This is a genomic window from Streptomyces sp. NPDC026246 (assembly GCF_055567995.1).
Window position 1 is genome coordinate 107,999 of record NZ_JBVHPJ010000008.1, and the last position, 20,544, is coordinate 128,542.

24 protein-coding genes and 1 tRNA gene are annotated in these 20,544 nt (G+C 68.9%); 19 read left to right on the forward strand and 6 right to left on the reverse strand.

The window, feature by feature from the left end; all coding sequences use genetic code 11:
- Positions 1 to 4: 4 nt before the first annotated feature.
- Positions 5 to 412: a YciI family protein gene (locus tag ACZ4M5_RS21060; RefSeq protein WP_467739452.1), complete on the reverse strand. Its 408-nt coding sequence runs from the start codon at positions 410 to 412 to the stop codon at positions 5 to 7.
- A 486-nt stretch (positions 413 to 898) separates the two neighbouring features.
- Between ACZ4M5_RS21060 and ACZ4M5_RS21065 the strand changes: the two genes are divergently transcribed.
- The 4 genes from ACZ4M5_RS21065 to ACZ4M5_RS21080 all read left to right on the forward strand — a co-directional run bounded on the left by ACZ4M5_RS21065 (position 899) and on the right by ACZ4M5_RS21080 (position 3,894).
- Positions 899 to 1,735 (forward strand): DUF4231 domain-containing protein, encoded by an 837-nt coding sequence (locus tag ACZ4M5_RS21065; protein ID WP_467738934.1) that lies wholly within the window; start codon positions 899 to 901, stop codon positions 1,733 to 1,735.
- A gap of 194 nt (positions 1,736 to 1,929) precedes the next feature.
- Positions 1,930 to 2,694, forward strand: coding sequence for a hypothetical protein (locus ACZ4M5_RS21070; protein ID WP_467738936.1), 765 nt, complete (start codon positions 1,930 to 1,932; stop codon positions 2,692 to 2,694).
- Positions 2,695 to 2,864: 170 nt separating this feature from the next.
- Complete coding sequence (locus tag ACZ4M5_RS21075) at positions 2,865 to 3,326, forward strand: GntR family transcriptional regulator (RefSeq protein WP_467738938.1); 462 nt, start codon at positions 2,865 to 2,867, stop codon at positions 3,324 to 3,326.
- Position 3,327: 1 nt separating this feature from the next.
- Complete coding sequence (locus ACZ4M5_RS21080; RefSeq protein WP_467738940.1) at positions 3,328 to 3,894, forward strand: HD domain-containing protein; 567 nt, start codon at positions 3,328 to 3,330, stop codon at positions 3,892 to 3,894.
- On the opposite strand, the gene ACZ4M5_RS21085 is transcribed toward ACZ4M5_RS21080, so the two are convergent.
- Positions 3,882 to 4,355: an NUDIX domain-containing protein gene (locus ACZ4M5_RS21085; protein WP_467738942.1), complete on the reverse strand. Its 474-nt coding sequence runs from the start codon at positions 4,353 to 4,355 to the stop codon at positions 3,882 to 3,884. The two genes, ACZ4M5_RS21080 and ACZ4M5_RS21085, sit on opposite strands and share 13 nt — an antisense overlap.
- Before the next feature lie 3 nt (positions 4,356 to 4,358).
- Entirely contained in the window at positions 4,359 to 5,126 is a 768-nt protein-coding gene (locus ACZ4M5_RS21090; RefSeq protein ID WP_467738944.1) for an XRE family transcriptional regulator, read from the reverse strand.
- 711 nt (positions 5,127 to 5,837) lie between these two features.
- Here ACZ4M5_RS21090 and ACZ4M5_RS21095 point away from each other — a divergent pair.
- From ACZ4M5_RS21095 to ACZ4M5_RS21165, 15 genes are all read left to right on the forward strand, one after another.
- Positions 5,838 to 6,104, forward strand: a complete 267-nt coding sequence (locus ACZ4M5_RS21095) for a DUF6284 family protein (protein ID WP_467738946.1) — start codon at positions 5,838 to 5,840, stop codon at positions 6,102 to 6,104.
- Entirely contained in the window at positions 6,101 to 6,430 is a 330-nt protein-coding gene (locus tag ACZ4M5_RS21100; RefSeq protein ID WP_467738948.1) for a hypothetical protein, read from the forward strand. Before ACZ4M5_RS21095 ends, ACZ4M5_RS21100 begins: the two co-directional genes overlap by 4 nt.
- Positions 6,427 to 6,954 carry a hypothetical protein gene (locus ACZ4M5_RS21105; protein ID WP_467738950.1) on the forward strand — a complete coding sequence of 176 codons (528 nt, stop codon included), beginning with the start codon at positions 6,427 to 6,429 and terminating at the stop codon, positions 6,952 to 6,954. Before ACZ4M5_RS21100 ends, ACZ4M5_RS21105 begins: the two co-directional genes overlap by 4 nt.
- On the forward strand, positions 6,951 to 7,958 hold the full coding sequence (locus tag ACZ4M5_RS21110) for a DUF2637 domain-containing protein (RefSeq protein WP_467738952.1): 1,008 nt from the start codon (positions 6,951 to 6,953) through the stop codon (positions 7,956 to 7,958). The genes ACZ4M5_RS21105 and ACZ4M5_RS21110 overlap by 4 nt, the downstream gene beginning before the upstream one ends.
- Positions 7,958 to 8,299: an RRQRL motif-containing zinc-binding protein gene (locus ACZ4M5_RS21115; protein ID WP_467738954.1), complete on the forward strand. Its 342-nt coding sequence runs from the start codon at positions 7,958 to 7,960 to the stop codon at positions 8,297 to 8,299. Before ACZ4M5_RS21110 ends, ACZ4M5_RS21115 begins: the two co-directional genes overlap by 1 nt.
- A 28-nt stretch (positions 8,300 to 8,327) precedes the next feature.
- On the forward strand, positions 8,328 to 8,831 hold the full coding sequence (locus ACZ4M5_RS21120; RefSeq protein WP_467738956.1) for a hypothetical protein: 504 nt from the start codon (positions 8,328 to 8,330) through the stop codon (positions 8,829 to 8,831).
- Positions 8,832 to 8,843: 12 nt separating this feature from the next.
- On the forward strand, positions 8,844 to 9,119 hold the full coding sequence (locus ACZ4M5_RS21125; protein ID WP_467738958.1) for a hypothetical protein: 276 nt from the start codon (positions 8,844 to 8,846) through the stop codon (positions 9,117 to 9,119).
- The gene (locus ACZ4M5_RS21130) at positions 9,116 to 9,667 is read left to right on the forward strand and encodes a hypothetical protein (RefSeq protein WP_467738960.1); all 552 of its coding nucleotides are present in this window, start codon (positions 9,116 to 9,118) and stop codon (positions 9,665 to 9,667) included. Before ACZ4M5_RS21125 ends, ACZ4M5_RS21130 begins: the two co-directional genes overlap by 4 nt.
- The gene (locus ACZ4M5_RS21135; protein WP_467738962.1) at positions 9,667 to 11,811 is read left to right on the forward strand and encodes a P-loop NTPase family protein; all 2,145 of its coding nucleotides are present in this window, start codon (positions 9,667 to 9,669) and stop codon (positions 11,809 to 11,811) included. Before ACZ4M5_RS21130 ends, ACZ4M5_RS21135 begins: the two co-directional genes overlap by 1 nt.
- A 174-nt stretch (positions 11,812 to 11,985) precedes the next feature.
- A complete protein-coding gene (locus tag ACZ4M5_RS21140; protein WP_467738964.1) occupies positions 11,986 to 12,444 on the forward strand; it encodes a hypothetical protein in 459 nt (152 codons plus the stop codon).
- Positions 12,445 to 12,461: 17 nt separating this feature from the next.
- The gene (locus ACZ4M5_RS21145; protein WP_467738966.1) at positions 12,462 to 12,752 is read left to right on the forward strand and encodes a hypothetical protein; all 291 of its coding nucleotides are present in this window, start codon (positions 12,462 to 12,464) and stop codon (positions 12,750 to 12,752) included.
- A gap of 89 nt (positions 12,753 to 12,841) precedes the next feature.
- Positions 12,842 to 13,690 (forward strand): bifunctional DNA primase/polymerase, encoded by an 849-nt coding sequence (locus ACZ4M5_RS21150; RefSeq protein WP_467738968.1) that lies wholly within the window; start codon positions 12,842 to 12,844, stop codon positions 13,688 to 13,690.
- Between the two features lie 2 nt (positions 13,691 to 13,692).
- On the forward strand, positions 13,693 to 15,168 hold the full coding sequence (locus tag ACZ4M5_RS21155) for an ATP-binding protein (RefSeq protein ID WP_467739454.1): 1,476 nt from the start codon (positions 13,693 to 13,695) through the stop codon (positions 15,166 to 15,168).
- Positions 15,169 to 15,629: 461 nt separating this feature from the next.
- A complete protein-coding gene (locus ACZ4M5_RS21160; RefSeq protein ID WP_466980285.1) occupies positions 15,630 to 15,833 on the forward strand; it encodes a helix-turn-helix domain-containing protein in 204 nt (67 codons plus the stop codon).
- 63 nt (positions 15,834 to 15,896) lie between these two features.
- Positions 15,897 to 17,294 (forward strand): tyrosine-type recombinase/integrase, encoded by a 1,398-nt coding sequence (locus tag ACZ4M5_RS21165; RefSeq protein WP_467738970.1) that lies wholly within the window; start codon positions 15,897 to 15,899, stop codon positions 17,292 to 17,294.
- A gap of 47 nt (positions 17,295 to 17,341) precedes the next feature.
- On the opposite strand, the gene ACZ4M5_RS21170 is transcribed toward ACZ4M5_RS21165, so the two are convergent.
- The 3 genes from ACZ4M5_RS21170 to ACZ4M5_RS21180 form a co-directional block, all read right to left on the reverse strand.
- Positions 17,342 to 17,415 (reverse strand) — tRNA-Thr (locus ACZ4M5_RS21170).
- Positions 17,416 to 17,522: 107 nt separating this feature from the next.
- Positions 17,523 to 19,151, reverse strand: a complete 1,629-nt coding sequence (locus tag ACZ4M5_RS21175) for an alpha/beta hydrolase (protein ID WP_467738972.1) — start codon at positions 19,149 to 19,151, stop codon at positions 17,523 to 17,525.
- Between the two features lie 169 nt (positions 19,152 to 19,320).
- On the reverse strand, positions 19,321 to 20,526 hold the full coding sequence (locus ACZ4M5_RS21180; RefSeq protein ID WP_467738974.1) for a DNA polymerase III subunit delta': 1,206 nt from the start codon (positions 20,524 to 20,526) through the stop codon (positions 19,321 to 19,323).
- Positions 20,527 to 20,544: the final 18 nt, after the last annotated feature.

Genomic DNA, 20,544 nt, shown 5'->3' on the forward strand with positions numbered 1-20,544 from the left:
GTGGTCACTCCGTGATGGTGGGCTGGACACCGTAGAACGGACGCACCTCCAGCCACTCGTGGATCGGCTTCCCGTCCTTGCCGGGGGCCGCCGACAGTTCTCCGGCCAGTTCGACGGCCCGCGCGTAGGTGTCGACGTCGATCACCATCCAGCCCGCGATGAGGTCCTTGGTCTCCGCGAACGGGCCGTCGGTGACCGGCGGGCGCCCCTCCCCGTCGTAGCGGACCCACGCCCCCTCGGGGGCGAGCGCCTGACCGTCGACGAACTCCCCGGTCTTCTCCAGCCGGTCCGCGAAGTCCTGCATGTACTGCATGTGCGCGGAGATCTCCTCCGGCGTCCACTGGTCCATCGGCACGTCGTTCACCGCCGCCGGGGCGCCGCGGTAGTGCTTCAGCAGCAGGTACTTGGCCATGGTGCTCTCCTCGATGCGGATGCGACCCATTGTGGTCGCGCTCACCCCGGGGACGGAGCCGCCGCGGGGTTCTCGACATCACCCGCAGAACTTTTTCCGACACGATCACGAGAACACCCCGGCCCATGACAAAACCCCAGGTCGCACTACTTCTGACCTGGGGTTTGATGGAGCCGCCTTCGGGATTCGAACCCGAGACCTACGCATTACGAGTTGTCCGATCTTGGTCCGGGGGCGTCCATGGACGTTCGCCGAGCAAGCCTCACCCCTGGTCACGGCACCGCCCTGTCACCAGGGGACGGCAGCGGACGACCCCGGATCGAGCAGCATCTGAGACCAGAAACGAGACCCTCCCAGACTCACCACCCGGCCCAGTAGCAGGGGCATCCGCAGGCGGGAGGAACGGACACATTCCAATCCAGTCGCCCCAGCAAGGCATCTAAGATCAGCCCCAGCACGCCATCAGGTCAGCGGGGAGGGGCAACGGTGGCTGATACTAGGGCAGCTCAGAACGCGATTGAGAAACTGCTGGAGCAGGATCGCAGAATAACGGACTTACGCCAGCAGATACGATCCGCCCGCTTGAGGCGATTCACGCTCGTATCGGTCTTTTCATCCGCTCCAACACTCTTCGTGCTACTGCTAGTTGGGAATGTTGCCGCATGGCGCAGGGTGGACCTCTCCCGCGTGAACATCGCTTGCATTCCCATCCTTGCGGCTCTACTTGTCCTCACCGCCATCATCGCGTCGCGAAGTACGGACACACTCTGGGACCGAAAGGAGAGTTGGAAGCCTAGCTATGCCGGAAACCTGCGACTTGATCTTGAACTGGAAATAGAGAGGAAGCGTCTTTCAGCAGCCTCGCTAAGCATTCCGCCCGACACGAAACGCCACGTGTATCGGGAATCCGTTCCCGCAGTCGTAGAACAATATCGCTCGGAGGGGACGTATTACAGGCGGATCCACAATCTGCTTCAGAGCGTCATCATCATCGGATCCCTTGCCGCATCAACTACAGCGGGACTCGCTGAGACACCGGCCCCGTATAAATGGATCACAGTGGGTACGAGCTTCGCAGTGGGCATCTCCGCCGGCTTCACTGGATACTTCAAATTCCGGGAGCGAAGTTTCTATCTCCAGCAGACTGCCGATTCGATCGAAGAGGAGTACGACAGCGTAACTCTCGGCGTTGGACGTTACGCCAATAATCAAGACGCAGAAAGGGCCCTCATAGAGTTCACCCAACGGGTCGAGACACTTAAGAGTGATCAGCGCAAGCGACAGCAGCAACTGGATCAACCAACTGAGACTGCCGAACAGTGAAATAAGCCCTCAGCCAAAATCATCTGGCGCTCTCTGGCTTCACACTCGGCCGACCCACGCAAATCGACATGTCACCTACTCGAACCCCCGATGCTATCCCGTCGACCTCGACATTTGCCGCCTCCCGAAAAAGAGGTTCGCTTCCCCGGCTGAAGGTCTAGAATCAATGGAAGCGCGAAGGGAGCCTAGGCCAGATGGAAGATTTTGCTTCAGAATCCGATCTGAACGCATGCCGCGTCCCGCCCTCCGGCTTGTGTTGGTGGTGCGGGGCAAAAGCCAGCACCCGAGAGCACAAGTTCAAACTCAGCGATCTTAAGAGGCTTGCAACCAACGAGACCGAGCCGCTCGTCTGGGGAGATGGTGAAAGCTTCGCCAGCCTTCGATCTCTACGCAAGGGCGATAGAGTTAAATTCGCACCCAATCTTTGCGCAGATTGCAATAACGCACGCAGCCAGAAGTTCGACTTCGCATATGAAGCATTCAGCGACTACGTTTGGTCGGCTAAGGGATCTCTATGGCGATCTCGATACATTGACATGGAGCGAATTTATGGACCCGACTGGGAGGAGGAAGTTCTGAATCTAGCTCGATACATCGTCAAGCATGCCGGGTGCCGAATCGCCGATGACGGTTTCCCCGTTCCGCAGGGGTTTGCAGAGTTCCTGAACGGTGCCGACCTATTGCTCAATTTTCAGGTTTGCGCATTTAAGAACCCGATCGTGTATCGCGCTCAGCGCCGAATCTCAGGAGCGAAGAGTGAACCTTTCGGCCTGTGGATCGGCCCCATGGATGGCCGCGTAAATCGTGAGCGAAATAAATTGACAGCATTCGGAAGTACCATCTCTGTTGGTTTCATCGGATTTACCTATCGCTGGTATGCCGATATCCCTGAGACGGATCCCTTCTACCTATACCGGAAAGCGCGAATTCACCGACTTGACCGTATTCCTGCCCTGTAGGCGATACGCGATGGCGTCAAAAGGGCGGCTGCTGGTACCAGCAGCTGTCACCGGGTAGAGCAGGGCACCGGGGCGTTCCGGGTGAAGCTAGGGCGCTCGCCGAGCGCTTCATCTCGGCAGCAGTCGTGGGAGTCTTGGGGCGACGACGGGCGAGCAAAGAGGGAGAGCGAGTGTCGCAGCGGGCCAACCCTCGGGGGACCTTCCTGAAAATCGCCGACACCCTGAAGGGGTGGATTAACACGGACCCGGAGATGACGGAGCTCCCTTCGCTGGCCGAGATCATGAGCCGCCACGACGTCTCGCGTGGGGTCGCGCTCCGCGCGTTCGCCGTGCTGAAGCAGGAGGGTATGGCCGAACCGGTCCCGGGCGGGCGGTGGCGCGTCGTGCGTGCGAGCCAGCAGGTCGACCGGCGCCCGCTCGATCAGCGGATAGCTGACATCATCAGGGCTGACGGACTCGAAGTTGGGCAACCATTCCCCAGCGCCTCCGTGCTAGCAGAACGCTTCGGGGTCTCCCGTCCCACGATCACCAAAGCACTGGAGAAGCTGGAGGCCGCCGGCGTGCTGGCGGGGGGAGGACAGGGCAGGGTGCGAACAGTCCGCGCCATGCCGACGCGAGAGGAGCGTTCGTAGCTTGCCGAAGTTGACGGAATGGGCCTATCCCCTGGCTGAGTCACTGCTCGCCGAACCGCTGCCGCGGCGGTGGAAGCACTGCCTTGGAGTCGCTGAGAGGGCCCGCACGATCGCGCTCGTACTCGACGAGGACGCCGATCTGCTGGAGGCCGCCGCGGTCCTGCACGACATCGGCTACGCGCCGGACCTCGCCAAGACAGGCTTTCACCCGCTGGACGGGGCTCGCTACCTCAGGGACGTGGCCGGCGCGGACGAACGGGTCATCAACCTCGTCGCTCACCACTCCTGCGCCTGGATGGAGGCCGAAGCGCGCGGCATGCGCGAGGAGCTGGAGGGCGAGTTCCCCCGCGAGAGCGCGCACCTGAACGACGCGCTCTGCTACTGCGACATGAACACCACGCCGGACGGTACTTCCACGAACCCGATCGACCGGATCAACGAGATCGCCGGACGGTACGGGCCCGACAGCCTGATCGGGCAGTTCATCCGCCGGGCTGAGCCGGAGATCCTGGCCTGCACGTCCCGCGTGCTCGAACGCGTCGCCGCGGCCAAGCGTCAGCCGATGTAGGGCGCTGTTCGCGCCTGATCCATGGCGTGCTCGATCCGGAGCCGCATCGTGGGGTGCACGTCCAGCGTCATCAGGTCTGCGGGGTCGACCCAGCGGACCTGAGTCGTCTCGTTGCTCGTACGGAGCTCACCGCCAACCGGCCGCGCGCGGAAGCAGATGCTGAACTGCTGGCGCACCTCGCCGTCGTCGTACTGCATCACGTGTCCGGGGTCCGTGTAGAGCCCGGACACGCTGACGACCTCCGCCTTGATCCCGGTCTCTTCCCAGACTTCGCGCACAACGGTCTCGCTGATCGACTCCCCCACGTCGTGACCACCACCGGGCAGTGCCCAGCGCCCGTTGTCGGAACGCTGAATCATCAGCACCTGTCCCGCGTCGTTCTGCACGAACGCGACGACGGACGGCACAACCGAGTTGGCCGGCGGGGCATCGGGGTCGTGCAGGTAGTCGATACGTCCCATGGCTCAGGCTCCCGTGATGCTCGCTATGTCCTGCTCGGTGACCGGGCGGGCATTCTCCCAGGTGTGTTCGATGCTATTCGCGTACGTGTCGAACATGCCGCCGCCCGGCAGACGGCGCAGGTGGAGGACGGGCGCCATGAAGGCGCCGATGCCGTAGACGTGAGGGTTCACCAGCATCTCGTCGTCGGCCCGGTAGATCGAGTTGTAGAGCGTCGAGTCGTGCAGCCGAAAGCCGATGTCCGGATGGGTCCGCATGAGTGCGCGGTAGTGGAGCAGGGCATTGCGTATCTTGCCGTCCATGATCTGGTGCCCCTCGTCGATGCCGCGCTGTCGTACGGCAGCGCACTCGGGGTCGCCGAGCAGGATGCGCACCTGGGCTCCGGCTTCTACCTTCGCCTTCACGAGGTCATGGAACAGCGGGTCCTCGGAGAGGAACAACCCGGAGTAGACGAGCACGTCCAAGTTCCGCTCAGCGCGGCCGTAGAGCTCTCGCCAGAGCCCTGGTGGCACCGTATGGCGGTGCGGGTAGACGGTCGATATCTCGGCTTTGGACAGGTCCGCCGCGCTCTCGATGGTCCGGCCGTCTTCCCAGATCGTCGTCACGTCGACCCTGAGCGCTGCCGCTGTCGCGTACTGGTGACGCCGGTACGGCACCTTCCCTTGCGTGATCCAGCGCTCGACTGTCTTCGGGATGACGCCGATCTCATCGGCCAGGTCCTGGACAGTCATGCCACGCGCTAACAGAGCCGACCGCAAGCGCTCGTTGGACATCTACACCCCCTGAGGGACTTGTAGGGACTTCTTGAGCGTAGCCAGCGCTCCCCGAGGTTTCCAAGGGTGCGGTTACGAACGCCCCTGACCTGCGGCGATTCTGATGGTGCGCCAAGAAGTTCCGGGCGCGAAAGCACGAGGTTCCGTCGCGGCACTTGACGGACCCTCATGCGGCACCTGTAAAACAGGTACTGCATTGGCCGAACGCAACACCTCGGTCGAAAGGCGGCTCCATGCCGCCTGCGCAGAAGGCGGGGACGCTGCAATCCCGCTGAAGGCCAGGCAGAACAGGGTTTCGGCCCGTACTGGCGAGGTGGCCCGGCGACCGCGAGCAACGGCCGGAGGGTGGGGACGTGGTCCCCCTTGCAGTGATTCATCCCTGTTGATCTCGCCTGAGAGGCATTCCAGTGCACCGACGAAGACTTTGGGCGCCGCCGTGTCGGACCGGCCGGCGGGCGCCAGTACGCAAACCGGGTCCGTGAGCGGAACGCTCGCTCGCGGCCGAACCGGTCCGCTCTCTACCTGCCATCGCAGCGGCTAGCGCTGCGGCCGGTTGCCTCCCTCGCCCGTCCGGGCCTCCGCGCCGCGCGGAGTCCGTACGGGCGGGGCGTGGGGAGCCGAGACGTTCCCGGCTTCAACGGCAAGCGGCCCCCGGGGTGCCACCCGGGAGCCGCGTTCGGGCCGTTCCACCCTTCGAGAGGAACACGACCCATGAAGATTCTCTCCCTTCACCTGCTGTCCGTCATCGACGCGAGCGAGCAGGACCGCGAACCGACGGACGCGGAGCTGGAAGCCATCGACGCCGAGATGCCCCTCATCCGAGCGGAGGTCGAGGAGCTGGACGTTCGGATCACCCTCATGGACCGGCCGGTGACTGAGCTGGACGCGCGGCGGCTGCGCCGGGCCCGGCGGAAGGTGCTGGCCGCGCGGCGCGAGCTCACGAACCAGGCCCGCCCGGTGACGGAGGTGGGAGCGTGAGCGAGAACCTGACGTTGGGCGGCCTGGCCGTGGCGCTGCGGGCGCTGCGTCTGCTGGCCGTGGACTTCAGCCGCCTTCCCGCGCCGGACGTGCACGTGTCCCCCGTCTTCCCGGACCGGCTGGAGCTGAGCTTCCACCGCGGACTGCCGGACTTCGAGGTCTGGCGGGAGGAGCTGGGCATCTCCCCGGACGCGGTGGTCTACCGCGAGCAGGGCGACGGCCGCACGCGCGTGCTGAAGGCGTCCGTCGCCTTCGCGGGCGCCGCGCTGGAGTTGACCGGCTACGGCGACGTGTGCCTTCCGGAGCCGCTAGGGGGCGCGGCATGATCCGCATCCTGACCACCGGCCGTCTGCGTCGGCTGGAGCGGGAGGCCGAGCAGGCGCGCGCCCGTGCTCGGGAAGTGCAGGCGCAGGCGGATGCCTCCTGGGGCCGGCATGTCCGGGAGCTCTTCGCCGTCACTGATCGCGCGGAGCGGGCGGAGGCTGCCGCGGCCGAGGCGGACGAGATCCTGGCCGGTGCGGTGGGTGAGCTGTCGGTCGCTCAGCAGGAGCTTCTGCTGAAGGACATCGAGATCCGCCAGCTGCGCCAGGAGCTGGCGGGCTCGCTGGAGGGGCGGACGTTGACGGTTCTGCTGCACTACGGCGAGCCGCACACCGTCTACGCCTCCCGCGAGGACGCCTATGCCGACACGGCCACCCACGGCGCCTCCCCGGACGGGTGGGTGCCCTCCGGTGAACGCCCGGCCGCCGAGTGCAAGTGGCGGTGTGAGGCGTTCATCTACAACGCCACATCCAATGGCTTCCGCCGCGCGTACGTGCCCGCCCCGAAGCCGGTCGGGGAGGCGGCATGAACAGTGTTCAGACGCGTTCAGCGGAGCGCGCCCTGTCGGGCGGCACGTGGCTGATCGTGTGCGGAGCGATGCTGTACTCGATCCTCACCGTCACGCCGCTGATGGCCAAGCACACGACCGAGGACTGGGACTGGACGGCGCCGATCCTGCCGCTGGTCGTGGATGCCGCAGTGGTCATCGTGGTGAAGCTCGATGACGTGCTGGCCCGTCTGGGCGGCAACGGCGGAGGCTGGCCCATCACGCTGCGGTGGATGACCGGCTTGATGACCCTGGCGCTCAACACGGCCGACTCCGCGCTGAAGAAAGACCTGGTCGGCGTGGCCGTCCACTCGGTGGCGCCGTTGCTGCTGATCGTCACGGCGGAGACCAGCCTTGCCTACCGGCGGGCGATCGCCGCCGCCGTGGCGGCCCTGGAAGCTCAGCATCAAGCCGAGCGGGAGCGGCGGGAGCAGGCGGCCCGTGAGCGCGCCGAGCAGGCCCGTGCCGCAGCCCGTGAGGAGCGCGAGCACGCCGCGCAGTTGGCCCGTGAACAGCGCGAGCACGAAGCCCGCGTCGCCCGCGAGACGGCCGAGCGGGAGGAGCGGCAGCGGCGCGAGGAGCGTGAGGCCCGAGAGCGGGCCGAGGCTGCCGAGCGAGAGGCTCGTGAACGCCGTGAACGCGAGCGTGAACAGCGTGAACAAGAGCGGCTGAGGCTTGAACAGCAGGCCCGGGAGCGGGCCGAGGCCGAGCAACGCGAGCGTGCCGAGCAGGCGGACCGTGAACGCCGTGAACGCGAGGAGCGTGTGGCCCGTGAACGCGCCGCGCTGCTGGAGCGCGGCCCGGCTGAGGACAAGCTGCCGGAGGTCGAGGCGCGCCGGATCGTGGCGGCTGCCTTCGAGTCGGGCCTGTCGGTGCGCCAGGCGGCGGAGCTGTGCGGCTGGTCGGTCGGCTGGGTCTCCCAGCGCTACGCCGAGCACCGCGACCCCGGAACCGGCGGAGCCGAGTTGGCCATCGCGGGCCGCTGATGGCCTCCGTCCCGGTCTACCCCTGGAAGTTCGCCCCGGACGGGTTGGCCACACGCCGGCAGCTCCGCGCGCAGGGGCTCCGGCCCGGGGGTCAGGACGTGGCAGGGCAGATCGAGCGCCCGCGCCGTCGCCGTCCGCCGCTGGTCGCCTACCTCTACCACATCGAGCAGGCCAAGCCGGTCAGGCCGATGACGCCCGCGAAGTGGGCGGGCCTGGCTAAGGCCAACGCCGCCCGCCGCATGTGCCCGCAGTGCCACGTCGACGCGGGCTACGTGATCCCCGTCTCGCTCGGGATGTGCGTGCCCTGCGCCTACCCGGCCGACGTACAGCGCGCCGCCTGAATCCCTTCGTCTTTCTGGGAGTTTCGCTGTGTCCAGCCGTACTCGTACCCGCACCGTGAAGAGGGCCGCGGGTGTCCACACCGTCCAGATCCCCCGTCAGCGCGGGCGCCGGGGCGCGCAGCCGTTCGTGATCGTCGTGCCGGAGCGTCCGTCGCTGACCCGGGAGGCGTTCGGCTTCACGGGCCGTCTGCTGTGGAAGCACCGCCGCACCATCGCGCCGTTCACCCTCGCCGTGGTCGCGCTGCCGTTGACTGCGCTGCTGCACTGGTGGGCGTGGTGGTCGAGCCTGCTGCTCGCCCCGCTCGCCGTCGCACCGCTCGCCTGGCTGGCGTTCGCGCTGCTGCGCCGCCCCGCCGCCGGCCGCTCCGTGCTGCTGTGGCGTATCGGTCTCGCCGCAGGTGGCACGTCCGCGTCGACGTGGCTTGCCCTGGCCGCCGGGTTCGGCCCCACAGCCGGTCCACTGCTTCCCCTTTGGCTGCTGATCACGCTCGCCGTCCAGACGGCGTGGCTGGTCATCCGCCGTAAGGGCTGAAGGGAGCGGGCTGTGTTCGGCGCGCGCCGCGCCGCCCTGCTGGACCGCTCGTGGGGCCTCGGCTCACGAGCGGTCCGCCAGATAAGCGCCCTCGTTCACGCCGTCTCGGGTCAGTCCCGGTGGCGGCCCACCGACCTGTACGCCACGGCCGTCACCGCACGGTTCGCGGCATCCCACCGGCTCATCGAGCAGGCCGCCAACGCGGTCGACGACGGATGGAACGTCGACCACATCACCACGTCACGGCTGCTCGGTAAGTCGCTCGTCTTCGAGGAGGACGACACATGAGCACACCCACCAACGGCGCCCCGCCCAACGGCGCCCCCTCCGGCGGGCCGACCCGGCACACCCACAAGGAACGCACCTACAACGTCAACTTCGGCCCCTCGAACGGCAACAACTCCGGTGGGAACGCCGAGTTCAACGGCGACGGCGGCGGGGGCGGTGCGGCTGACCGACACCAGGGCGACCGACTGATCCACATGATCGAGCGGATCGAGATCCGCTCGGACAAGGACATCATCGCCATGGCCAAGGCCATCAACCACCTGGGCCGCGAGCTGTACCTGATCCTCGGCATGCGCGCCGAGGAGCTGAACGGAGTGCTCTCCCAGTACAAGGGCAAGTGGTACACCTTCGGCGCCCAGTCCCGCATCAAGGCCCGCCTGGTCTCCGCCCACCTGAAGGTGTCCGCTGAGGCCGCCAAGGCGCTCGGAGTCGGTGCGCTGAAGATGGCGCACGCCTTTGACCGGCACTTCGTCAAGCCGGAGCAGGAGGCCAAGCAGAAGCGCAACGGCAAGCAGGCCCGCCCGACGTTCACGATCGGGGAGGACTGATGGCACGTCGCGATCACGACAACACCCCCGCCGTACGCGGTTGGGACGGCCAGAACGGCTACGCACTGGCCACCATGCCCACCGGCCGGGGCGGCGTCCTGTCCACGATCGGCAACCACCTCGCGGCCAAGGCCGCGCCGTACCTGCCGCCGTGGATCGGCGCCGCCGTCCTCCCGCCCGCCGCCGGGTGGGGCGTCAACGAGATGTGGGGCGACAGTGCTCTGTCCGCCGGTCTGGCGTCCGCCGGCATGGGCGCCGGTGGAGTCCTGCTGTCCGCCGTGACCTGGGCTGTGGCCGGTGGCACCAACAAGTTCCGCCGCTACCGCCGCGTGCAGGCCACCGCGAGCGTGGCCGGGGGCATGGGCTGGCTGACGTGCTCGGTGTCCGCCGGGCCGTTCGGCCACCCGATGACGGACCTGTGGTTGCTCGGGGGTGGGCTGTTCGCCGCGTCGTGGAACGTGCGCCAGATCATGCGCAACGCCCACGACGAGACAGAGGAGACCGAGTCCACCGGCCTGGGCAAGCTCGCCGAAGCCATCGGCCTGGAAAAGGTGCAAGTCAAGAACGCTCGCGGCAACGGCAAGGGCATGGTCACCGCCGACGTCACGGTTCCGCCCGGCAAGACTATGGAGGACGTTCAGACGGCCGCTCCGAAACTCGCGGCGGCCCTGCACGTCCCGCCGTCCGCGGTCACCGTCGACCGCAACCCGGACAACGCCGCCCGGGGCACCTTCTCCGCCCGCGTGGCCGACCTGCTCAAGGACGGCGTCCCCTTCCGTCCGCCGGCCGAACTGGGTCTGCTGCCCACGGAGCCGATCCCGGTCGGCCTGTACGCGGACGGCGAGGTGTGGTCGGTCAACCCGTTCCTTGCCGAGATCCTTCAGCACCTGCTGGTTATGGGCGTCACCGGCTCCGGCAAGTCGGAGTTCGCCCGCACGGTGCTCGCCCACCTGATGACCCGGCGCAAGCTGTCGGTCTGGCTGATCGACCTGTCCAAGGGCGAACAGACCGTCGGGCACATGGCCGAGGGTCTGGACTGGTTCGTCGACAAGAACCGCGGCGGGCAGCGTGAGGCGAAAGCCCTGCTGCGCTGTCTGCCGGACGTGATCGCCGCACGCGGTACGGAGCTGGCCAACGAGGGGCTCGACCAGTGGACCCCGCAGTCCAAGCTCAACGCCATGGTGGTCTGGATCGAGGAGGCCGCCGACGTGGCCGACTTCGATGTCCTCGACAAGATTGCCCGCGCTGCACGGTCGGTCGGCATCTGGCTGGTCATCAGCCTCCAGCGCGCCTCGTGGAAGAACGTCTCCACCGACGTGCGCGCCAACCTCCAGGCCGCCGCGTGCTTCGGCGTCGACGAAGCCTCCGACGCCGGGTTCTGCCTGCCCGACCGCGTCACCGAGTCCGGAGCCATTCCGGACTGGGGCGCGGACCGGCCCGGCTACGCCTACTCCACCGGCATGGGTATCCCCGCCAAGCGGTGGACCACCGAAGTGCGCGGCTCCCTGACCAAGACGGTCAAGGAGCAGATCCGGGAAATGGTGCTGGCAGCCGCCGCGTTCCGTGACCCGCTGGACGACGTGTCCGCGCGGGCCGCTGGTCTCGCCTACGAACGCCGCACCCACCACGGCACCAACCGCACCAACGCCCCCGACACGGCGACGGCGCCCGCCCTGCTGCACGCGGTCCCCAACCCGGCACCGGAGCGGGACGAGAGGGAGGACGACGACATGGACGCCGTCGACCCGGCCGTAGAGGAGGCCGCCGCCATGGAACTGCAGGACGCCTACGACGACGTGATGTCCCAGATCCCGGCAGACCCCGAGCCGGACGCCGAGTACGCCCGCCTCCGCCTGGAGGACGAGGTACCCGACGCCGACCCGGATACGGACCTCACCTTCGAGCAGTCCGAGCGCCCGTCCACCGAAGAGGCCCGCTCGATCCTGTACGGCCAGATTGACCAATGGGCCGCACAGGACCGGCTCACCTTCGAGCCGGGCGACCTGATCCCGGCCACGGTGGCCGCCGGCCGCTCCCGCCCCTGGCTCCAGGGTGAGCTGAAGAAGCTCACCGCACAGGGCGTCCTGGCCCGCGACGGACAGGGCGAGTACACCATCGTCCGCCCGATCGCCGTCGCCGCCTAGCACTACCCACCGTGACGCCCTGACTGTCAGGGCCGCGCTCTGACTCTGACTGTCAGGGCGCGGCCCGGCCTATAGAGAAGTCAGGGATTCCCGGCCTGACATCACGCCTGACACCCGTTCTGACTGTCAGAGGCTGCCCTCTGACAGTCACGATCCGTGATCGGAGAACCGGTCGTGACACATCCCCTTGAGCCCTACCGGGAGCCCATCCCGGACACCTCCATACAGCCCTTCCAGGCCCCCGCGCAGGCGCCGGTGGAGCTGAACGGCGAACGCGGCCCGGTCGTCTGGGTCCCGGACGCCTACGGCCGCATGGTGCCCATGCCGAAGCACCTCGCCCCGCCGGCGATGACCGTCCCGGAGCCGCGCGATCTGACCCCGCTGCCCCTGCTCGACCCCGTCGCCCAGCGCTTCCTGTGCGCCGGTCTCGGAGGTGGCGCCCTCGCCGCCGGAGCCGGATACGGCGTGGGCGAAGTCGTCAACGCTGCCGCCGGGTTCGGCTCCGGAGCCGCGATGTGGATCGCCCTCGCCGTCCTCGCCTGGCGCCTGCCGGGACGCGTCGCCAACGGCAAGAACGGCAGCACGGTCAACATCCGCAAGGCCGTTATCAAGCGCAACAAGTTCTACGGCTGACAAGGAGATCAACACCCATGAAGCGACTGCGCATTCAACGCGCGACCTGGCCGCACAATGCGCTCATCCTGACCGACACCCCGCGCCCCGACTGCCGCGACTGCGACGGCGTGGGCGGTATTGAGCACGACTACGGCGACTACGAAACCGGCGAGTACGCCGGTACCGACTGGGAGCCGTGCCCGTGCTGGACCGAGTGGCGCATGGTCCTGCTGCCCCTGCCGCACCGCCCCCGGTGGCTGCGCCGCCGCGACACCGGCCGCGCCCCGTGGGCTCCCGGCGGCTACAGCGACGAACCGCCCTTCTAGCTACGCCAAGGGCGGCCCCCCATTCCGCCAAGAACCGGGGCCGCCCTTGCCCAACCAGCCGTGAACAGACCTGTTGGAGGTCTCCCAGCATGACCCAACAGACCCCCATCCGGCGAGTGGCGCTCAACCTGGCCGCCGCCGGACTTCCCGTTCTCCCCCTGCGTCCGGGCAAAGCCCCCTTCTCAAACTGCCACCGGTGCGCGAACAACGCGTGCGGCGGCCGGCCGAACATGAAGGCCGCCGGGCCGTGCCGATGCCCTGGCGTCTGCCATGCGTGGGCCGCTGCCACCGCCGACCCGGCCGTCCTCACCTCTCCGGCCTGGATGGCCGCATGGCGGCGGGCCGCCTGCGTCGCCTACCATCCCGGCGCCGCCGGACTGACCGTGGTCGACCTCGACGACGCGGCGGCCGTCGCATGGGCGCGCGAGACCCTGCCCGCCACACGGGCCGTGGAGACGACTCGCGGTGAGCACTGGATCTACCGAGGCTCCATGTCGTCGCACAACGCCGTCCGGCCTGGCGTCGACATCAAGTCGACCATGGCCTACGCCCGCTACCTCGGACCCGGCACCGGCACCATGACCACCCTGCCCGACGCCGTCCGCGCGCTGGCCGTGAAGAAGACCTGTGCGGCCCGGCCCGGACCGCACACCATCGCCGTGCCGGCAGAGGCCGGGTTCGGGGAGTGCCGTCACCGCACGCCGGCCTATCTGGATCGCGGCATCGCCATGGCGGAGCAGCGCATCACACAGGCCCGCAGCTCGGTCCACGCGACCGTGTACCGGACGTTCCTGGCCGTGCTGTCCACGCATGGCCGATGCGGCTGCCTCACCGACGCCCACGTCACGCGCCTGTTCACCGCCGCTCAGGCCAAGGGCGAATCGGCCCGCCACTGCACGGACGCGTGGACCAACGCCCGCACCAGGTTGGGACTGTGAGCATGTCCGAGGACGACAAGACCCCGGCCCGCGAAGTCATCACCGACTACGCGCAAGCGCACTTCCGGTACTTCCGCACCGCCGACGGCACCGTGTACGCGCAGCGCAACGGCCACCCCGTGGCCCGCCCGATCCGCTCCCAGGGCACGACGGGCAGCCACCGCCAGGAACTCATGGTCGGTCTCTACCGCGACGGACACGGCGTGTTCAACGGAACCGCCCTCAAGGAGGCACTGGACTTGATCGAGGCCCTGGCGCTGACCGAGGACGTGCAGCCCGTCCACATCCGCGTGGCGCCCGGGTTCGACGGGGCGACGTGGCTGGACCTGGGCCGCACGGACGGGCAATCGGTTCGCATCCACCCCACCGGGTGGGAGATCGCCGTCCCCGACCCGCGGGAAGTGTGCTGGCGGCGCACCCAGCTCACCGGCGAGCTGCCCCTGCCGGTCAAGGACACCGACGGAAAGGGAATCGATCTCCTGCTCAGGCTGTGCAACTTCGCCAACGCGGAGACCGAGTGCCTGGCCATCGCCTGGCTGATCGGCTGTCTCGGGCCGTCCGTACCCGTCCCCGCCCCGTTCCTCACCGGACCACAGGGCGCCGGCAAGTCCACGGGCGGCCGCATGCTCGTACGGATCATCGAGGGCATGAGCGGCGACCTGCGCCGCGCCCCCAAGGACGAGGAGAACCTGATCGCGGCCGTGGCCGCCGGATGGGTCACCGCCCTGGACAACCTCTCCCACATGACCCCGGACCTGTCGGACGCGATGTGCTGCATCGTCACCGGCGCCGAGAACGTCAAACGCGCCCTGTACACCGACGGCGACGTGGTCCGCGCCCGCTACCGCCGCCCCATGCTCCTGACCGGCATCGATGTCGGAGTCATCCGCCCCGACCTCGCCGAACGCCTCCTGCCCCTGCGCCTGGAACGCCCGCGCGTGCGACGCACCGAAGCGGAGCTGTGGGCGGAGTACGCCGAAGCTCTGCCGGTCATCCTCGGATCCCTGCTCGACCTCACAGTCAAGGTCCGCGCGGCCCAGGCAGAGACCCCGACCGATCTGCGGATGGCGGACTTCGCCCACCTGTGCGCGCAGCTCGACGCCGCGACCGGCCTGGGAGCCCTCGCCGCCTACCGGCGCAGCCTCGACGACCTCAACGACGACGTCATCGAGGGCGACCTCCTCGCGCAGACCGTCCTCAAGCACGCCGAGACCATCGAGCCGGGCGGCGAGCAGCGGATGACATCTACCGAGTGGCTGCACTGCCTCAGCCGCCTCTACAGCGGTGACGACATGCGTCCGCTGCCCAAGGGGTGGCCGACCACGGGCAAGGTCCTCTCCGACCGTCTCAAGCGCCTCCAGCCCACGCTTGCCGCCCGCGGCGTGCTGATCGAGTCGGGCCGCACCAGCGAGGGCCGCTACCTCGAAATGACCCACCTGCAGGCGCCGCCGCCCCACGAGGAGAAGCGGATGTTCTGACCCCGCGCCCGCGTACGGTCCCTGGACAAGCAAGAAGAGCACCACCGGCCAGGCGTGCTCTTCTTGCTGTTCGGCGGCGACAGCCGCCCTGCGGACGCGCCGCGCAGCGGCTCGCTCTTCACGCTTGAAGCGGCACCGCACCACAACAGACACCCCCCTCTCTCTTGTCCCAAGGGGAGGAATGCTGCGTCATCTGCGTCATGCAGACCGAGAAACGGCCCCTGACCTGCGCATAGAGGCATGACGCAGACGGCTGTGTCTGCGTCATCCTGCGTCATCTGCGTCACCCGATGACGCGGCCCATGACGCCCCGGTGACGCACCCCCAACCCGCTGCGTCACGCAAAGCCGCAGGTCAGCAGCGCGGATGACGCTGATGACGCAATGACGCAGAAATCCGCACTTCGGACAGACACGAGACCCGAGAGCGCCCAAGACCCCCCCGCCTAGGAGGCACCCCGGATGAGCACGGCGATCGCCGCCCCCGTCGACCGACTCCTGTACAAGCCCGAGGAAGCTGCCGAAGCGCTCGCCATCGGCCGATCCACCGTCTACGAGCTGATGGCCGAAGGCGCCCTGAAGTACATCAAGTTGGGCCGCACGCGCCGGATTCGGCGAACGGACCTCGAAGCGTACGTGGCGAACCTCGCCCCTCTGCCCAACTGACCCGAGCACACCCTGAGGCGCCCCGAGCACTCCGCTCGGGGCGCCTCCCGCATGGAGGAGCACATGAGCCCCCGCAAGTCCAACATGGAATCGACGATTTACTTCGGCGCGGACGGCTGGTGGCACGGACGCGTCACGATGGGCGTGAAGAACGACGGCAGCCCCGACCGCCGACACCGCCGTGCCAAGACCGAGGCGGAAGTACGCCGCAAGGTCCGGGAGCTGGAGCGGCTGCGCGACCAGGGCCGCGCGACCACCGCGGGGCGAAAGCCCACCGTCGCGCAGTGGATGGAGACCTACCTCACCGACATCGCGAGCCTGAAGCTCAAGCCGCGCTCACTCGATGACTACTGGTCGAAGACCCGGAACGACATCATCCCCGGCGTCGGCCAGCACCGCATCGACAAGTTGCAGCCCGAGCACCTGGAGCGGATGTACCGGGCGCTGCTCGACGCGGGGCGCGCACCCTCCCACGTGGTGAAGGTGCACCGCATCCTGTCGCGCGCCCTGAAGATTGCCCACCGCCGGCGCATCGTCGGAGAGAACGTGGCCACGCTCGTGGACCCGCCGAGCATCGACGAGACCGAAGCGAACCCCTTCACCAAGGAGGAAGCGAAGGCCTTTCTGGAAGCCGCCTCGAAGCGACCCACGTTCATGCGGTGGATCGTCGGCGTCGGCATGGGGTTCCGTCAGGGCGAGACGCTCGGCCTTCGCTGGTCGTACGTCGACCTGGAGGCGGAGCTGTTCCGCCCCGAGTGGCAGCTACAGCGCCTCACATGGCGGCACGGCTGCGACGACCCGCACGCCTGCGGGGCTCGCCTCCACCGCTTCGAGCCGTGCCCTGCGGGATGCGCCACGCACAAGGGGTACAAGCGCGGCTGCCCAGAGCCGTGCCCCAAGAAATGCACGAGGCACGCGAGCACCTGCCCGCAGCGAAAGGAGGGCGGCCTCGTCTTCACCCGCCCCAAGACCAAGAAGAGCCGGAACGCCGTCCCGATCCCGCCCGTCTTCATCCCGTTCCTGCACGACCACAAGGCCCGGCAAGAGGAGATGCGGGCCGCCGCAGGCGAACTGTGGCAGGAGCACGACGTCGTGTTCTCGCGGCCGGACGGACGCCCCCTTGACCCGCGGGGCGACTACGAGGAGTTCAAAGAGCTGCTCGGGGAAGCGGGTATCGACGACCGCCGCCTGTACGACGGCAGCCGCCACACGGCCGGCACCATCCTGAACGAGTTGGGTGTGGACATGCCCACGATCATGGAGATCCTCCGGCACACCCAGATCAGCCAGACCCGGCGGTACGTGAAGGGACGCTCCCACCTGTCCAAGGACGCCATGCGCCGCATGGGCGAGTTCTTCGTACCTGCGCCGACGACGCCGATTCCGGGCCCCACTGAGACCAGAACTGAGACCGCCGACACCCGCGCAGCACGCGCACAGCGCCGCCGCCGCATCCGCTGAAACGAGAAAACCCAGCTCAGACATTGTCTGGGCTGGGTTTCGAAGAGAGCCGCCTTCGGGATTCGAACCCGAGACCTACGCATTACGAGTGCGTTGCTCTGGCCATCTGAGCTAAGGCGGCGCGCTGTCCGCACTATGGTGCGATCAGCAACGACGGTAAGTCTACACAGTTTCCGAGGGTGCTCCGCACCAGCCCCGGAGGCCGGGCTTCCGGGGCCGGCAGCAGGGCTATGAGCAGCGCTTTCCGTCCGGCGGCGGGGTGCCGCGCAGCAGGTAGGCGTTGATCGTCCGGTCGATGCAGGAGCTGCCGCGCCCGTAGGCCGTGTGGCCGTCGCCCTCGTAGGTGAGCAGGCGGGCCGAGGAGAGCTGGCCGGCCAGGGACCGCGCCCAGCGGTAGGGCGTCGCGGGGTCGCGGGTGGTGCCGACCACCAGGATGGGGGCCGCACCCTTGGCCTCGATGCGGTGTGGCTCCCCCGTGGCGCCGACCGGCCAGTACGCGCAGTTCAGGGAGGCCCACGCCAGGCCCTCGCCGAACACGGGCGACGCCTTCTCGAACCCGGGCAGCGCCCTGCGCACCTGGTCGGGGGTGTCGAAGGCGGCCGGCAGGTCGAGGCAGTTCACCGCGGCGTTGGCGAACATCAGGTTGCTGTAGGCGCCGTCGGCGTCCCGCTCGTAGTAGCTGTCGGAGAGGGCGAGGAGCCCCGAGCCGTCGTTCTCCTTCATCGCCGAGGTCAGCACCTCGCGCAGTTGCTCCCAGGCCCCCTCGTCGTACATCGCCGCGATCACGCCGGTGGTGGCGAGCGATTCGGTGAGCCGGCGTCCGTCGGCGTCGCCGGTGGGGGCGGGCCGCCGGTCCAGTTCGGTGAAGAAGGCCTTGAGCTTCTTCCCGACCTGCTCGGGCTTGGTGCCCGCGCCGCCCAGCGGGCAGTCCGACCGCCGGACGCAGTCCCGGGCGAAGGAGCGGAACGCCGTGTCGAAGCCCGCCGTCTGCTCCAGGTTCAGCCGCCGCGCCGGCAGCGACGGGTCCATCGCGCCGTCCAGCACCAGCCGCCCCGCCCGCTTCGGGAAGAGCCCGGCGTACGTCGCTCCGAGGAAGGTGCCGTAGGAGGCCCCGACGAAGTTGAGCTTCTGGTCGCCGAGTGCCGCCCGGACGATGTCCATGTCCCGGGCCGCCTCGACGGTGGACACATGGCGCAGCAGCCGGGGCGCGTCCGCCCCGCAGCCCTCGGCGAACGTCCGGTAGGCCGCGACCAGCCCGTCCGTCTCCTTGACGTCGTCGGGCGTGGAGTCCGTCTGCGTGTACCTGTCCATGCCCGGCCCGTCCAGGCAGGTGACGGGTTCGCTGCGGGCCACGCCGCGCGGGTCGACCGCGACCATGTCGTAGCGGGCCCGCACCTCGGCCGGGTAGCCGATGCCCGCGTACTGCTGCACGTAGCCGATCGCCGAGCCGCCCGGCCCGCCGGGGTTGACGAGCAGGGAGCCCAGCCGTTTGCCCGGCCCCGTGGCCTTCTTGCGGGCGACGGCGAGCTTCACGTCGCCCCCGGACGGCGCGGCGTAGTCGAGGGGCGCCTTGACCGTGGCGCACTCGAAGCCGGGGACGCCGCAGCCGCGCCAGGCCGGCTTCTGCCGGTAGTACGACGCGAGCGCCGCCGGGATGGCCTCCGGCAGGGCGGCCAGGGCCGCGGTGCCCCCCGCCGCCGACGCGGTGGACGTCGAGCTGCCGGAGGAGCAGGCGGAGACCAGCAGCGCGGCCGTGGCGAGCAGGCCCGCCGCCGTCCTGGCCCGGCTCCGGATCCTGCGGTGGCCGCCACCGGAGCGGGCGGCGGTGGCGGTGCGTGGGGGGCGCCTTGTGTACATCCAGCGAGAGTAACTCTGCGCGACGCCGCGAATGCCCTGCGTGCGGGGCGTCGCCTCGGACGAGTGACGTCGTCAACCCGGCGGGAGCCCCCGGTGGCCTGTCCCCCCCGGTGGCCCTCCATGGCCCCCCTGGCCCCCGGTGGCCCCGGGGTCCTCCGGCGTAGCACCTTCAGCCCGCTCTGAGTGCCATGGTCATCGCCTCGACCGCGAGCAGGGGCGCCACGTTGCGGTCGAGGGCGTCCCGGCAGGCCCCGATGGCCTCGATCCGCCGGAGCGTGGACTCGGCGGTGCTGTCGCGGGCGAGCCGCTCCAGGGCCTCCTCGGCGTCGGCGTTGGCGATGGCCACGCGCGAGCCGAGCTGGAGCGCCAGCACGTCACGGTAGAAGGAGGTGAGGTCGGTCAGCGCGAGGTCGAGGCTGTCGCGCTGGGTACGCGTCCTGCGGCGCTTCTGCTTGTCCTCCAGGTCCTTCATCACGCCCGCCGTGCCACGCGGCATGCGGCCGCCCTGCGCCGCGCCGAGAGCGGCCTTCAGCTCCTCGGTCTCCTTGGCATCGGTCTCCTCCGCGAGCTGCTTGGCGTCCTCGGCGGCCGCGTCGACCAGCTCCTGCGCGGCCTTCAGCGCACCGCCGACGTCCTCGACGCGCAGCGGCAGGCGCAGCACGGTGGCGCGCCGCTCCCGGGCGGCCGGGTCGGTGGCCAGGCGGCGGGCCCGGTCGACGTGCCCCTGGGTGGCGCGGGCCACCGCGGCCGCCACGGGCGGTTCGATGCCCTCGCGGCGGACCAGCATGTCGGCGACGGCGTCCACCGACGGCGTGCTCAGGTTCAGGTGGCGGCAGCGCGAGCGGATGGTCGGCAGGACGTCCTCGATCGAAGGAGCGCACAGCAGCCAGACCGTGCGGGGGGCGGGCTCCTCCACGGCCTTGAGCACGGCGTTGGCCGACTTCTCGTTCAGCCGCTCGGCGTCCTCGACGAGGATGATCTGCCAGCGTCCGTTCGCCGGCGAGGTGAACGACTTGCGGACGGTGTCGCGCATGTCGTCGGCGAGGATCTGCGTGCCGACCGCGGCGACGGTGGTGACGTCGGCGTGCGTGCCGATCAGCGCGGTGTGGCAGCCGTCGCAGAATCCGCAGCCGGGGGAGCCGCCCAGCGCACGGTCGGGGCTGACGCACTGCAGGGCCGCCGCGAAGGCCCGTGCCGCCTGGTTACGCCCGGCTCCGGGCGGGCCGGTGAACAGCCAGGCGTGCGTCATCTTCGACGCCTCCGGCGGCGGGGCGTCGGCGGAGGCCGCGGTGACCAGGGCGTCGGCGTCCCGGGCGGCGGCGGCCAGCTGCTCGCTCACCCTCTCCTGCCCGACGAGGTCGTCCCACACGGTCATGGGTCACGCCGCCCTTCC